The organism is Streptomyces scopuliridis, assembly GCF_042790125.1.
Taxonomy (GTDB): domain Bacteria; phylum Actinomycetota; class Actinomycetes; order Streptomycetales; family Streptomycetaceae; genus Streptomyces; species Streptomyces scopuliridis_A.
Window position 1 is genome coordinate 341,355 of sequence record NZ_JBHTZS010000006.1, and the last position, 14,988, is coordinate 356,342.

10 protein-coding genes are annotated in these 14,988 nt (G+C 70.1%); all 10 read right to left on the reverse strand.

Annotated elements, in window-relative coordinates; all coding sequences use genetic code 11:
* Positions 1 to 105: 105 nt before the first annotated feature.
* Entirely contained in the window at positions 106 to 987 is an 882-nt protein-coding gene (rfbD, locus tag ACFRKB_RS12800; protein ID WP_383105631.1) for a dTDP-4-dehydrorhamnose reductase, read from the reverse strand.
* The gene (rfbB, locus tag ACFRKB_RS12805) at positions 984 to 1,970 is read right to left on the reverse strand and encodes a dTDP-glucose 4,6-dehydratase (RefSeq protein WP_383105632.1); all 987 of its coding nucleotides are present in this window, start codon (positions 1,968 to 1,970) and stop codon (positions 984 to 986) included. The genes rfbD and rfbB overlap by 4 nt, the downstream gene beginning before the upstream one ends.
* Positions 1,967 to 3,034 carry a glucose-1-phosphate thymidylyltransferase gene (locus ACFRKB_RS12810; RefSeq protein ID WP_383105633.1) on the reverse strand — a complete coding sequence of 356 codons (1,068 nt, stop codon included), beginning with the start codon at positions 3,032 to 3,034 and terminating at the stop codon, positions 1,967 to 1,969. Before ACFRKB_RS12810 ends, rfbB begins: the two co-directional genes overlap by 4 nt.
* A 252-nt stretch (positions 3,035 to 3,286) precedes the next feature.
* The gene (locus ACFRKB_RS12815; protein WP_383105634.1) at positions 3,287 to 4,546 is read right to left on the reverse strand and encodes a glycosyltransferase family 2 protein; all 1,260 of its coding nucleotides are present in this window, start codon (positions 4,544 to 4,546) and stop codon (positions 3,287 to 3,289) included.
* Between the two features lie 156 nt (positions 4,547 to 4,702).
* Complete coding sequence (locus tag ACFRKB_RS12820; protein ID WP_383105636.1) at positions 4,703 to 6,808, reverse strand: hypothetical protein; 2,106 nt, start codon at positions 6,806 to 6,808, stop codon at positions 4,703 to 4,705.
* 136 nt (positions 6,809 to 6,944) lie between these two features.
* Entirely contained in the window at positions 6,945 to 8,450 is a 1,506-nt protein-coding gene (locus tag ACFRKB_RS12825; protein WP_383105637.1) for an SDR family NAD(P)-dependent oxidoreductase, read from the reverse strand.
* 334 nt (positions 8,451 to 8,784) lie between these two features.
* Positions 8,785 to 10,221, reverse strand: coding sequence for a GTPase ObgE (gene obgE, locus ACFRKB_RS12830; RefSeq protein ID WP_383105638.1), 1,437 nt, complete (start codon positions 10,219 to 10,221; stop codon positions 8,785 to 8,787).
* A gap of 129 nt (positions 10,222 to 10,350) precedes the next feature.
* Positions 10,351 to 10,605: a 50S ribosomal protein L27 gene (gene rpmA / locus ACFRKB_RS12835; RefSeq protein ID WP_365972703.1), complete on the reverse strand. Its 255-nt coding sequence runs from the start codon at positions 10,603 to 10,605 to the stop codon at positions 10,351 to 10,353.
* A 14-nt stretch (positions 10,606 to 10,619) separates the two neighbouring features.
* Positions 10,620 to 10,940, reverse strand: a complete 321-nt coding sequence (rplU, locus tag ACFRKB_RS12840) for a 50S ribosomal protein L21 (protein ID WP_365972702.1) — start codon at positions 10,938 to 10,940, stop codon at positions 10,620 to 10,622.
* A gap of 255 nt (positions 10,941 to 11,195) precedes the next feature.
* The coding region (locus ACFRKB_RS12845; RefSeq protein ID WP_383105640.1) for an Rne/Rng family ribonuclease at positions 11,196 to 14,988 on the reverse strand (3,793 nt) is incomplete at its 5' end.

Consider the following 14,988-nt stretch of genomic DNA (forward strand, 5'->3'; position numbering starts at 1 on the left):
GGGGCCCTTCACTGAGAATCAACAACTAGGGATTGATTCTCAGTGAACTTAGTGGGCCCACAGGTTGTACGTAAACATCTACTGGCCAGTAACACCCATTTGGCGTCAGCCCCGCTCGGCCCGGACCAACGCCGGGAACGCCTCTGCAAGCGCCGTGCGCCAGTCACGGATCGGTTCGATCCCGGCGGCCTTCCACCGGTCGTGTCCCAGCACGCTGTACGCGGGCCGGGGAGCCGGGCGTACGAACGCCTCACTGGTGGTCGGACGGACCCGCTCCGGGTCCGCGCCGAGCAGCCGGAAGATCTCCCTGGTGAAACCGAACCAGGTCGTCTCACCGCCGCTGGTGCCGTGGTAGACCCCGGCCGGGGCCGTCCCCGCGAGGGCCGCCGTCCCCAGCAGGACCAGCCGGTCCGCGAGGTCGCCGGTCCAGGTGGGCTGGCCGAGCTGGTCGTCCACCACGTCCAGGGTGTCCTTGATCCCCTCCAGCTTGATCATCGTCCGGACGAAGTTGCCGCCGCCCGCGCCGTACAGCCAGGCCGTACGAACCACGAACCCGGTCTCCGGAAGGGTCTCCAGGACCGCGCGCTCCCCGGCCAGCTTGGTGCGGCCGTAGGCGCTGCGCGGGGCCGTGGGGTCGTCCTCGCCGTAGGGCGCCCGGGCGTCACCGGCGAAGACGTAGTCCGTGGAGACCTGGATCAGGACGGCGCCGGAGACCTCGCACGCCTCGGCGAGCACCCGGGGTCCCGTGCCGTTGACGGCGAGCGCCTCGGCCTCCTTGGCCTCGGCGTCGTCCACGGCCGTCCAGGCGGCGCAGTTGACCACGACGTCCGGCGTATGGGCCGCCAGCGCGGTGCGCGCCGCGCCGGGGTCGGTGATGTCCAGCGCGGTACGGTCCAGGCCGGCCGCGCTCTCCCCGGCCGCGGCGAGCCGGGCCAGCAGATCCTGGCCGAGCATGCCGCCGGCGCCGGTGACGAGCCAGCGGCTCACAGCGCGGCACGCCCCTTCAGCGGCTCCCACCAGGCGCGGTTCTCGCGGTACCACTCCACGGTCTCCGCGAGGCCCGCCGCGAAGTCCTTGCGGGGCTCGTACCCCAGCTCCGTACGGATCTTGGAGCAGTCCACGGAGTAGCGGCGGTCGTGGCCCTTGCGGTCGGTGACGTACTCGACGCTGGTGTCCCAGTCCGCTCCGCAGGCCTCCAGCAGAAGCCCGGTCAGCTCCTTGTTGGACAGCTCCGTGCCACCGCCGATGTTGTAGACCTCACCGGCCCGGCCCTTCGTACGGACCAGCTCGATGCCCTGCACATGGTCGTCGATGTGCAGCCAGTCGCGGATGTTGCCGCCGTCGCCGTACAGCGGGACCTTCTTGCCGTCCAGCAGGTTCGTGATGAACAGCGGGATGACCTTCTCGGGGAAGTGGTGGTGCCCGTAGTTGTTGGAGCAGCGGGTCACCCGCACATCGAGGCCGTGCGTGCGGTGGTACGAGAGCGCGATCAGATCGCTGGACGCCTTCGCCGAGGAGTAGGGCGAGTTGGGCTCCAGCGGATGGGTCTCCGGCCAGGAGCCCTCGTCGATCGAGCCGTAGACCTCGTCGGTGGAGATGTGCACGAAGGTCTTGACCCCGGCGCGGTGCGCGGCGTCGATCAGCGTGTGCGTGCCCACGACGTTCGTACGGACGAACTCCGCGCCGCCGTCGATGGAGCGGTCCACATGCGACTCCGCGGCGAAGTGCACCACCTGGTCGTGCTCGGCCATCAGCTTGGCGACCAGCTCGGGGTCGCAGATGTCGCCCTGGACGAAGGAGAACCCGGGATGGTCGCGGACCTCGTCGAGGTTGGCCGGGTTGCCCGCGTAGGTGAGCTTGTCGAGCACGGTCAGCGCGACATCGCCGGGGCCCTGGGGGCCCAGGACCGTACGGACGTAGTGCGAGCCGATGAAACCGGCACCGCCGGTCACGAGAATCCTGTCGGTCATGAAGAGATCTGCACCTTGCTGTGGTCACCGAGGACGAGTCGGTGGGCGGACGGGTTACGGGGCGCGGGGGTGATCTCGACATCGCGGCCGATCAGCGATGCCTCCACCCGGCGCACGCCGGTGAGCGAGGAACCCCGCAGAACGATGGAGTACTCGATCTCGCTGTCCTCGATCCTGCATCCTTCGGAGACCGAGGTGAAGGGACCGATATAGGCGTCGCTGACCACCGTGTCCGCGCCGATGATCGCGGGACCGACGATCCGGCTGCCGGTGACCTGCGCGCCCTTCTCGATCCTGACCCGCCCTATGATCTCCGTCGCCTCGTCGACGCTGCCGTCACGGCACGGCTCGACGGTCTCCAGCACCGAGCGGTTGACCTCCAGCATGTCGGCGACGTTGCCGGTGTCCTTCCAGTAACCGGAGATGGTCGTGGAACGGACATCGCGCCGCTGGTCGATCAGCCACTGGATGGCGTGGGTGATCTCCAACTCACCGCGCCAGGAGGGCTCGATCGAGCGCACGGCCTCATGGATGGCCGGGGTGAAGAGATAGACACCGACGAGCGCGAGATCGCTCTTCGGCTCCTTGGGCTTCTCCTCCAGGGCCACCACCCTGCCCGCGCCGTCGAGTTCGGCCACGCCGAAGGAGGTGGGGTTGGGGACCTTCGTGAGCAGGATCTGCGCCTCGGGGCGGTCCGCGCGGAAGCCGTCGACCAGGCCCGTGATGCCACCGACGATGAAGTTGTCACCGAGGTACATCACGAAATCGTCCTCGCCCAGGAACTCACGGGCGATGAGGACGGCGTGCGCCAGCCCGAGAGGGGCGTCCTGCTGGAGGTAGGTGACCTTTATGCCGAACTGCGAGCCGTCACCCACCGCCTCGCGGATCTCGTCCGCGGTGTCGCCGACGATCACGCCGACCTCGGTGATCCCCGCCTCGGCGATGGCTTCGAGCCCGTAGAAGAGCACGGGCTTGTTGGCTACGGGGACCAGCTGTTTCGCGGAGGTGTGCGTGATGGGGCGCAGACGGGTACCCGCCCCGCCGGACAGTACGAGAGCCTTCACTATCCCTATCCCTGCTGAGATGCCGATGCTGTCCGGGCGTCGCCCGACAGTCCGATTTTACCTACGATTTCCTGTGCGGCCCGCCGCTGGTCACCTCGGGAGAGTGAACCGGTGCATACGGGGTGCACGAAAGGGCGCCCGGGTGTGCGCGGACGCGCACTCGCCGGCCCCGCGCGGGCGGACGCGCGGGGCCTCACCGCCGTACCGCGCCGCCGCGTTTCCCGGCGCACCTCCCCGGTACCGCCCAACTCCTCACGGTCCGAACCTGGTTGACGCGGGACCGTGCGCCCTCAGCACGGCCAGGGTCCGTAACTGGGTGCGCACCCTGCGGGCCACCCGGCGCGGCAGCGACTTGCGCCGGCGTACGGCCTTGGGCGCCTCGATGCGCCGCAGTCCCGGCTTGCCGAGCCAGTCGGGCACGGTCACCTCGTACGACGCGTCCTGGAGGCCGCTCCGCCTGTCGCCGAAGTGCGGGAAGACGAGATACGGGGTACGGGCGCGGCCCCGGTGGACGACCTCGGGCACGGTCCCGGCCCTGATGAAGGCCAGCATGTCCGCCAGCAGATCGAGCCGGCCCAGCGCGACACACTCCAGCCGCAGCCGTTCGGAGACCTTGATGCGGGCGGCCACGCCGGGCGTCCAGTACCGCTCCATCAGCGGCGCCGCCAGCTCCAGCTTGTGCTGTGCGGTCCGCCCGGGGTGCTTGAGCGTCCCGTGGCCGAACTGCTGGATCAGTCCGACCGTGAAGGGTCTGACCATCAGCCGGTCGCGCTTCGGACCGGCGGGCACCAGCGCGGTGATGAGCGCCATGAGGGCGCCGGTGGCCTCGAAGCGGAGTGCGTAGCCGCCGGTCTTGGTCACATGCTTGCCGTCGTCGCGGCCGACCAGGTAGTAGCAGGTGTAGTCGGCGATCACCGAGACACCGTTGCCCCGGATGTACGCCTCCATCGTGAACAGGGCGTCCTCACCGGTCTTCAGCGTCTCGTCGAACCGCAGCCCCAGCCGTTCGATCAGTTCGCGGCGGAAGAGCTTCTGCGCGCTCAGCGTGTAGATGACCTGTGAGGTGTAGATGTCGACGCGCTCCGCCGTACGGTTCCACATCGAGCCGGGAGCGCCCCGGTTCACGCCCTCGACCTTGCCGAGCACCACGTCGGTGCCGGCGCGGTCGGCCATGGCGACCATGCGCTCCAGCGATTCGTCGGCGAAGTAGTCATCGGCGTCGAGGAAGAAGACATACCGGCCGCGCGCCATGCCGAGTCCGACGTTGCGCGGCCCGCTGGGGCCGCCCGAGTTGGCCTGGCGCACCACTCTGGTCGGGATCGCCGTCCGCGCGGCGAACGCCTCCAGGTATTCGCCCGTGCCGTCGGTCGAGCCGTCGTCCACGGCGACGATCTCGATGCGGTCGGAGCCCAGCGTCTGGGCCTCGACGGACTCCAGGCAGCGGATCAGATAGGGCATCGCCTCGTACGCGCCGACGATCACACTGACGTCAGGAACAGACTTAATGTTCATCGCAATTCAAGACAAGTGCCATGGAAAGTTGGTTGTCTTGCTTCGATCACCTGTCGGTGTGACGCCCGCCACACTGCAAGCGGGCGGACATGGCAAAGGCCCGGCAGTACGCCCGTAGGCGCCCTGCCGGGCCCGGTCGCCGCTGTGGCCGAGGGCTCAGCCCCCCACGGGCGTGTCCTCGGCGCGGGGCTCGGACGGCGCGGAGTCGTCCGGCGCGGCAGCCGCCTCCGGCTCCGAGAGCCGCTGCTCGACCCCCACGTTGCGGGCCAGCGACTTCGCCGCCAGGGCCCGTGTCGCCGCGTCGAACTGCTCGATCGAGGTCGGCTCGTCCGGACCCAGCAGATAGCGCTTCAGCTCATGACGGGCCTCGGTCAGCGGATCGGCGGACGGGTCCGCGACCGCGGCGAGCAGCTGGTCCAGCTCCTTCGCACTGTTGGAGAGGATCACGGCGGCCCGTACTGCGGTGTTCTGCCGCTTGAACTCCTCCGCGCCCAGCTCCGCCGAGTCGGTGACCGCGTACGGCTTGCCGCTCGCGATGAAGTCCGACACGACGCTGGAGATGTCGGAGACCATCGCGTCCGACTCGTTGAAGCAGTCGTACAGGGCCGGCTCCGAGCCGCTGATGACCCGGTGCTCCCACCAGCCGAAGGAACGCCAGTACGCGGCGTCCCACTCGCGCCGCAGCCGCGTCAGCTCCGCCTGCCTGGCCGGGTCGGCCTTGGAGTCGCGCGACTCCTCCGCCTCGTCCCTGCTCGCGTCGGCCCCGCCGGACAGCTCGGCCAGCCGCGCGCCGATCCGGGCCAGCTCGGTCCGCGCCGCGCCCTGCTCCTCGCGGAGCCCGGCCGCGTCCTGGGCCCAGCGGGCGTCGGTGGCGCGTTCGGCGGCGGCCTTCTCGACCAGCGCGATGATCCGCTCGTGCACGGCCTTCGCCTTGGCGCTGCGCGTACCGGTGAAGGGGTGCGGCTTGTACAGCACCCGGACGGGACGCTCGGCCTTCAGCAGCCGCTTGACGATGTTCTCGCCGGCCAGCAGGAGAGAGGTGTTGCCGGGGCTGTCGTCCCAGCCCTCCCACGTGGGCGCGTACAGCACCGTGGGGATGGGGTTCTTCGTCGAACCGCTCGCCGGCTCGATCGGGGCCAGCTGCGGGCGGCCCACCTCGACGATGTCCTCGTCCCGCACCCCGACATCGGCCAGCGCGTACCGGTCGCGTCCGGCCCGGCCTGCGGTCCACACCTCGTCGTACGCCTTGCTGTACGGGTTGACGCTGGCCAGTTTGTCGCTGTCGCCGTGGCCGATGAAGACGTGCTTCATGGTCGGGACGCGCAGCATATGGATGTTCTTGCCGACGTTGGCCGCGTACAGCGCGACCCGGACCGTCGAGAGATCCAGATTCATCAGATGCACGCCGCCGGGGACGCAGAGCACCGGCACCGCCGTCGGGGCCAGCTGCTGCGCGATGACGCGCTCGCGCAGGACGATCAGCGGCCGTCCGTCGAGCTGCCCCATCGTCTCCAGCCACATGTTGACCTGGTACGCCGACTCCTTGGAGCCGGAGAAGTAGAGCATCACGGTCGGCCGGTAGTCGGCCAGCCAGCCGTCCACCGCCTTCAGCACCTTCTCGGCGTTGGGCACGAGCCGGCTCGGCCGCAGATACGGCAGCAGCGCGACGATGTAGCCGATGGCGAGGAGCACGCTGAGGCCGAGCCCGGCGAAGCCGTAGAGGTTGTCGCGGGTCTGGAGCGTGATGATCACGCCGACCATGGCGAAGACGTCCAGGTGGAGCATCTTCTCGGCGGAGCGGTTGAGCAGCCAGGGCGGCGGGGCGTCGGGGATCCGGATGGCACCGAGGTCGATATTGCGGGTGACCACCGGCAGCCTGCGGCGCAGCCGGAGCAGGGTGACGATCGCGCCGTGCGGCGCCTGGAGCCCGTAGAACATGAGCACGGCGACAACGGTCACATAGAAGATCCGGTCCTCACCGAGGCCCGAGCGCGCGACCAGCAGCACCAGCAGCATCTGCCGGATCAGGAAGCGGATCGACAGACCGGCCCGCACCTTGGCGAGCCGGTTCACCAGATAGCTGCCGCGCTGGTGCAGATACGTGTCCGCGAGATAGCTCACCGCCGCGGCCGCGGCGAAGATCCAGATATCGGGAATTATCGCGGCGAGCATGACGCACGGGAAACTCAGCCCCAGAAGTAGTGCGGCTGCCAGCTCTGATCCGCTGCCCACTCGGGCCAGGCGAATGGCTGTCGAAATCACGGAATACCTGCTCCAGACCGTGCCGGCTAATAGAATCTTGCGACGAAAATGTGAAGGGAGAACTTCACGAACTCGGGCCTCAGTGGTTCGCGCGTCGGCGACCACAGAGGCCCGTGTCAAAGATTGTCAAGAATTATTACACATCTTCCTGACGGTCCAGGACAGCGGCCAGAGCCTGCTCGAAGTCCGAGGCCTCGGAGGCGCCCCGGGTCGGGTCCTGCTGCCGTACGTCGATGACATGGCCGGTCAGCTCGGAGAGCAGGACATCGAGGGAGGTCCTGGCGACCGCCTCGGAGGAGAGCAGTGAGCCCTCCGGCTCCTGGCCGAATGCCTTGGTGCGCATGGGAGTGGCGGTGCGCTCGGGATTCACGCAATTCACGCGGATTCCCTCGCCGGCCCATTCGTCGGAGAGCGCCTGGGTGAGATTCACCATGGCCGCCTTCGTGGACGAGTAGAGGCTGTACTCCGCGCGGCCCCGGGTGTAGCTGCTGGAGGTGTAGAGCAGCAGCTGGCCCTTGGTCTCCACCAGGTACTTGTACGAGGCGCGCGCGATCTGCACCGGCGCCAGGTAGTTGACGTTCAGCGCTTCCTGGATGGTGGTGTTGTCCGTCTCGGCCAGCTTGCCGATGCGCAGCACACCCGCGGTGTTGATCACGTAGTCGATCCGGCCCGTCTCGGCGTAGGCGCGCGAGAGCGCGTCGTCGACATGCTCGGGGTTCTCGACATGCGTACCGGTGGTGGAGCGGCCCAGCGCGTACACCGTGGCGCCGAAGGACTCGGCGAGCTGCGCGATGTCCGCGCCGATGCCGTACGAGCCGCCGAAGACGACCAGGGTCTTGCCGGCCAGCAGCTCACGGTAGGAGTCGTCCGAGGACTGCTGCGGAGCGGCGGCGGAGGCCAGCTGGAAGAGCTTGTCGGCGATGAACACATCGACCGGCTGCGTGACCTTCATGTTGTACTCGTCGCCCGCGACGACATAGATCGGCACGTCCGGCAGGTACTTCAGCACCACCGAACAGTCGTCGGTGGCCTGGAAGTTGGGGTCGCCCGCGGCGACCTCGTACGCCCTGCGGATGGTGGAGAGCTTGAACGCCTGCGGGGTCTGGCCGCGCCGCAGCCGCGACCGGTCGGGGACGTCCGTGATGAACTCGCCGTCGCCGCCGTGCGTACGGGTCACGATGATCGTGTCCGCGGACGGGATGGCGACGTCCACGGCCTCGTAACGCTCCAGCGCGTCCACGCAGTCCTTGATCACGCGCTGCGACAGCAGCGGGCGCACGGCGTCGTGGAACAGGACGTTGCGGTCCTCGCCCGCGGCCAGGCCCTCGCCCAGGGCGGCGATGGCGCGCTCGGTGGTCTCGTTCCGGGTCGCGCCGCCCTCGATGATCCGGGTGACCTTCGCCAGTCCGGCCTTCGCGACGATCTTCTCCACGTCGGGCACATAGCCAGGCGCCATCAGCACGATCACATCGTCGATCGAGTCACTCCGCTCGAAGATCGACAGCGTGTGCTCGATGACCGCCTTCCCCGCGATCTTCAGCAACTGCTTCGGGATCGACAGGCCCACACGCTGACCGGTTCCGCCCGCCAGGACGACAGCGGTGGTGCGGGACTTCGTGGGCGACGCGGATGTTGCAGACACAGAACTGACCTACCTTGCGGGCTCAGAGGATGTAGCGATGGTCCCACCCGCGGCAATCGTCGTGCAAGGTGGACCACAACCCCGCGACACCGGTACGCAACCCCTGATTCACCTGCGAAGACCGGTGCGCCAGTGGTGCGGCGCCGGGAGTCGTACGTGAAGGACACCACATAAGTTTCACGTCGGAGCACGGGGGCTCCCATATGAGAGCCTACGCGACGCGACCCCGCGCTCACCCACCGCGACGACGGCCCGGGTGACCACGGAGAAGAGCCGTGACCACCCGGGCCGTCAGCAGAAGCCCGCGGCTCCGGAAGCAGCCGGACAACAGGGCCTAGAAGGGGTGGAACTCGTCGTACGCGCGCTGCGCCTCGTCCCGTTCGGCGTCCCGGTCCCGGCGCCGCTGCGCCGCCGGACGGGGTGCCTCAAGACGGTGGTCCTCACCGCGGCGGCCGAGCATCTCCGCGCCCGCCATCATCGTCGGCTCCCAGTCGAAGACGACCGCGTCGTCCTCGGGCCCGATGGCCACTCCGTCGCCCGACCGCGCGCCGGCCTTCATCAGCTGCTCCTCGACGCCGAGCCGGCTGAGCCGGTCCGCGAGATAGCCGACGGCCTCGTCGTTGCTGAAGTCGGTCTGGCGGACCCAGCGTTCCGGCTTCTCGCCGCGCACCCGGTAGAGCCCGTCGTCCTCCAGGGAGACGGTGAAGCCCGCGTCGTCGACGGCCTTCGGGCGGATGACGATCCGGGTCGCCTCCTCCTTGGGCTTGTCCGCGCGGGCCTTGGCGATGATCTCGGCGAGCGCGAAGGACAGTTCCCTGAGGCCCAGATGGGCCACGGCCGAGACCTCGAAGACGCGGTAGCCGCGCTTCTCCAGGTCGGGCCTGATCATCTCGGCGAGATCCTTGCCGTCCGGGATGTCGGTCTTGTTGAGGACGACGATCCGCGGCCGGTTGTCGAGACCGCCGTACTGCGTCAGCTCCTCCTCGATCACATCGAGGTCGGTCACCGGGTCGCGGTCGGACTCCAGCGTGGCCGTGTCCAGCACATGCACGAGCACGGAGCAGCGCTCGACATGGCGCAGGAACTCAAGGCCCAGACCGCGGCCCTGGCTGGCGCCCGGGATCAGACCGGGCACGTCCGCGATGGTGTAGACGGTGGAACCCGCCGTCACCACACCCAGGTTGGGGACGAGCGTGGTGAACGGGTAGTCCGCGATCTTGGGCTTGGCCGCCGAGAGGACGGAGATCAGCGAGGACTTGCCGGCGCTCGGGTAGCCGACGAGCGCCACATCGGCGACCGTCTTCAGCTCCAGCACGACATCGCCGCCGCGGCCCGGCTCGCCGAGCAGCGCGAAGCCGGGGGCCTTGCGGCGGGCCGAGGCCAGCGCCGCGTTGCCGAGACCACCGCGACCGCCCTCGGCGGCGACGTAGGTGGTGCCCTCGCCGACCAGGTCGGCCAGGACAGTGCCCTTGCGGTCGAGGACGACCGTCCCGTCGGGCACCGGCAGGACCAGGTCCTGGCCGTCCTTGCCGGAGCGGTTGCCGCCCTCGCCGGGCTTGCCGTTGGTGGCCTTGCGGTGCGGGGAGTGGTGGTAGTCGAGCAGCGTCGTCACCGACTGGTCGACGACGAGGATGACATCGCCGCCACGGCCGCCGTTGCCGCCGTCGGGTCCGCCCAGCGGCTTGAACTTCTCACGGTGTACGGAGGCGCAGCCGTGGCCTCCGTTACCCGCGGCGACATGCAGCTCGACGCGGTCCACGAAGGTGGTCATGGGGGTTGCCTCCAGTACATACGGAAATGTCATACGTCCAACACGCGAAGGGCGGACCCGCTTCCCGTCACCGGGAAGTGAGGTCCGCCCTCGCGAAAAACCGTGCTACAGGCGCCTGATGCTCAGTGCTCAGGCGACCGGAACGATGTTCACGACCTTGCGGCCGCGGCTGGTGCCGAACTCCACCGCGCCCGCGTTCAGCGCGAACAGCGTGTCGTCGCCGCCACGGCCGACGCCGGTGCCCGGGTGGAAGTGCGTGCCGCGCTGGCGGACCAGGATCTCACCGGCGTTGACGACCTGACCGCCGAAGCGCTTCACGCCGAGCCGCTGAGCATTGGAATCGCGCCCGTTCCGAGTGGACGATGCGCCCTTCTTGTGTGCCATGTCTCCTCAGTCCCTTACTTCGCAGCCGCGGGGATACCGGTGACCTTGATCGCCGTGTACTGCTGACGGTGACCCTGGCGACGGCGGTAGCCGGTCTTGTTCTTGTAGCGAAGGATGTCGATCTTCGCGCCCTTGTGGTGGTCCACGACCTCGGCCGTGACCTTGATGCCGTCCAGCACCCACGGGTCGCTGGTGACGGCCTCGCCGTCGACCACGAGCAGGGTCGAGAGCTCGACCGTGTCGCCAACCTTGGCAGTGGGAATCTTGTCAACCTCAACGATGTCGCCGACAGCAACCTTGTGCTGGCGACCACCGCTGCGCACGATGGCGTACACGCGGATCTCACTCTCGCTCGGAACGGAACCTCTGATGCCAGCCGCCCGCACGGGCCGGGGCCCGTGGCGATTCCTGACAGGACGAGCGGCCTCCCCCGGAGATCCGGGAGGTGGGTGCTCAGAGGTGGGCGCGCATAGGAACACACCGAAGGTTTAGAGTACGGGGCCCCTGTACAGGGGGTCAAACCAGCCCCCGCCTCCCCGGTCGCCGTACGGGCTCATGCGCGGCCCGTACGGCGAGCGGGGACGACGGCGTCAGTCCTCCGTGGAGGCGGTGACGCCGGAGGGCGTCGTACGCTCGGCCGCCGCGGTCTTCTTCGTCGTCGACTTGGCCGTCTTCTTGGCCGTCGTCTTCTTCGCCGCGGTCTTCTTCGCCGTCGTCGTCTTCTTGGCGGCCGTCTTCTTGGCCGTGGTGGCCTTCTTGGCGGTCTTGGCGGTCTTGCGGACCGCCTTCTTGGCCGGGGCCGCGGGCTCCTCGGCGGCGGGCTCTCCTGCCTCGGCGGGCTCCTCGACCGTGACCGGCTCCTCCGCCCTGGCCGACTCCACCACGACGATCGCCGCGTCCTCGGCGCCCGAGGGCGACCCCGCCGGAGCGGTGACCTTGCGGGTCACCCTGCGGCGCGCCCGGGGCGGAGCCGCGACCGGCGCCTCTTCGGCGGCGGGCGCCTCAGCCACGGCCGTCGCCACGGCGGCGGTCTCTGCCCCGGTCGGCTCGGGTACGGACTCGGGCTCCCCGGACGCCGGCAGGACCACCTCGGCGGCGGCTTCCGCGTCGGCGGCCTTCGGCGAACCGGCCGGGGCCGTCGCCTTGCGCGTGGCCCGGCGGCGCGTACGCCCCTTGGGGGCCGCCTCCTCGGCGGGCGCCTCCGGTCCGGCGGCCGGAGCCGCGTCCGCTGCCGGCGGCTCCACCGGCGTCTCGACGCGCGTCTCGGCGGCCGGGGCCTCGGTCCTGGCCACCTGCGCCGGCACCTGCTCCGGCTCCGCGCTCCTCGGCGAACCCGCCGGGGCGGACGCCTTGCGGGACGCCCGGCGGCGGGAACGCCCGCGTACGGACGCCTCCGCCTCCGCCACGCTGCTGAACAGCTCCTCGTCCGGCGCGAACGTGTCCGACAGCGGCTCGGCCAGTGCGACCGGGGCCGCTGCCTCCGCCGCCACCTCCGCCTCGGTCTCGATCTCGGTCTCCGCCGCGATCTCGACGTGCTCGTGCTCGTGCTCCGTACCGGCGGCGCCACCGCGACCGCGCTTCTTGGAGCGCTTGCCGTTGCCACCGCCACCGGCCGCCGTGGGCTGCTCCATGTGCACGATCACACCGCGCCCGTTGCAGTGGACACAGGTCTCGGAGAAGGACTCCAGCAGCCCCTGGCCGACCCGCTTCCGGGTCATCTGCACCAGACCCAGCGAGGTGACCTCGGCGACCTGGTGCTTCGTACGGTCCCGGCCCAGGCACTCCAGCAGCCGCCGCAGCACCAGATCCCGGTTGGATTCGAGCACCATGTCGATGAAGTCGATGACGACGATGCCGCCCAGGTCGCGCAGCCGCAGCTGGCGCACGATCTCCTCGGCCGCCTCCAGGTTGTTCCTGGTGACGGTCTCTTCGAGGTTGCCGCCCTGGCCGGTGAACTTCCCGGTGTTGACGTCGACCACGATCATGGCCTCGGTCTTGTCGATCACCAGCGAACCGCCGCTCGGCAGCCAGACCTTGCGGTCCAGCGCCTTCATCAGCTGCTCGTCGATGCGGTACGTCGCGAAGACGTCGACCTCGCTCGTCCAGCGCGAGAGCCGGTCGGAGAGGTCCGGCGCGACATGCGCGACATAGCCGTGGATGGTCTGCCACGCCTCGTCACCGCTGACGATGACCTTCGAGAAGTCCTCGTTGAAGATGTCGCGGACGACCCGGACGGTCATGTCGGGCTCACCGTAGAGAAGCGTCGGGGCGTTGCCGCTCTTCGACTTCTTCTTGATGTCCTCCCACTGCGACTGGAGCCGCTCGACATCGCGGCGCAGCTCGTCCTCGCTGGCGCCCTCGGCGGCCGTACGGACGATGACGCCCGCGTCCTCGGGGACGATCTTCTTGAGGATGGTCTTCAGCCGGGACCGCTCGGTGTCGGGCAGCTTGCGGCTGATGCCGGTCATCGAGCCCTCGGGCACATAGACCAGATAGCGGCCGGGCAGCGACACCTGGCTGGTCAGCCGCGCGCCCTTGTGGCCGATCGGGTCCTTCGTGACCTGCACGAGGACCGACTGGCCGGACTTGAGCGCGGTCTCGATCCGGCGCGGGCCGTTGGCCATGCCCAGCGCCTCGAAGTTGACCTCACCGGCGTACAGGACGGCGTTGCGTCCCTTGCCGATGTCGACGAAGGCGGCCTCCATCGACGGCAGTACGTTCTGGACCTTGCCCAGATACACGTTGCCGACGTAGCTGGTGGCCTGCTCCTTGTTGACGTAGTGCTCGACGAGCACGTTGTCCTCAAGGACCCCGATCTGGGTGCGCTCGCCGTTCTGGCGGACGACCATCACGCGCTCGACGGCCTCGCGGCGCGCCAGGAACTCCGCCTCGGTGATGATCGGCACCCGGCGGCGGCCCTGCTCGCGGCCCTCGCGGCGGCGCTGCTTCTTGGCCTCCAGACGGGTCGAGCCCTTGATGGACTGCACCTCGTCGGAGCTGGTGCTCGGCTCGCGCTCTTCCTTCTTGCGCGGCTCGCGGACCTTGACGACCGTACGCTCCGGGTCGTCCCCGCCGGCCTCGGCCTCGGAACCGCCGTCACCACTGCGACGGCGCCTGCGACGGCGGCGCCGGCTGCTGGAGGAGCCGCCGCCCGAGAGGGCCTCGGCCTCCTCGTGGTCCTCGTCCTCCTCCTCGTGCTCGGCCCGCTCGCCGTCCTTGCCGGTGTCCTCGTCCTCGGCGTGGGCCCCGGACTCGTCCTGCTCGTCCGTGGTGTCCTCGGTGTCCGCGGACTCGCCGCGGCGACGGCGACGGCCGCCCCGGCGACGGCGACGCGAAGGACGGTCCTCGTACTCGTCGGAGTCGTCGCCCTCGGCGGACTGCTCCGTGTCGGCCTCGGCCGCGGTCTCCTCGGCGTGCTCCCGCGGTGCCTCCGCGGCGGCCCTGGGGGCCTCCACGGACTCGGCGGACTCGCCACGACGGCGACGCCGGCGGCGCCCCGAGGGCTCCGCGGCGACGGGCTCGCGCACCGCCTCGGTCCGCGTCTCGTCCTCGGTCTCGTCGAGGTCCTCGGCGTCGTCCAGGTGCGTGCCGGCCGCGGCCGCGGCGGCGGCCGTCTCCGGGGTCTGGAACATCGGCTCGGTGAAGACGGGCGCGCGGAAGACGGCCACGGCGGGCCGGGTGGCGCGGCGGCGCGAGCGCTCGGGCGCCTCGGTCTCCGCGGTCTCGCTCTTCGCGGTCTCGCTCTTCGCGGCCTTCGGCGCGGGCTTCTCCTCCGCGGCGGTCTCCGGAGCGGCGGCGCGGCGGCGCGTACGGCCGCGCGTGGCGGCCTTCTCGGCGGCCTCGACCTCGGCCTCGTCGGCGGTGATCTGTGTGACGGCGCCCTGCGGCAGGCTCTCGCCCGCCGGGGCTCCGTTGCCGTTGCCGTTCGCGCTCGCTTCGGGCGCGGGCGCGCCGGCGGGCGCGGTGGCCCTGCGGGTGGCGCGGCGGCGCGTACGGCCGGCCGGCGCGGTCTCCTCGGCGGGGGTCTCCTCGGAAGCCACGGCCTCCGGAGCCACGACCTCCGGAGCCGCGGCCTCGGGCGCCTCAGCGACGGCGGCCTCGACGACGGGCTCAGCGGCGGGCTCGGGAGCGGCGGTCTTGCGGGTGGCACGACGGCGCGCGCGCGGCGGCGCCGCCACCGGCTCCTCCTCCGCCACACCGGCCTCGGGCGCCTCAGCAGCCTCGACGGCCTCGGCGGTCACCTCAGGAGCAGGGGCAGCGGTCTTGCGCGTCGCACGACGGCGCGCACGCGGCGGCGCCGCCACCGGCTCCTCCTCCGCCACACCGGCCTCGGGCGCCTCAGCAGCCTCGACGGCCTCGGCGGTCACCTCAGGAGCAGGGGCA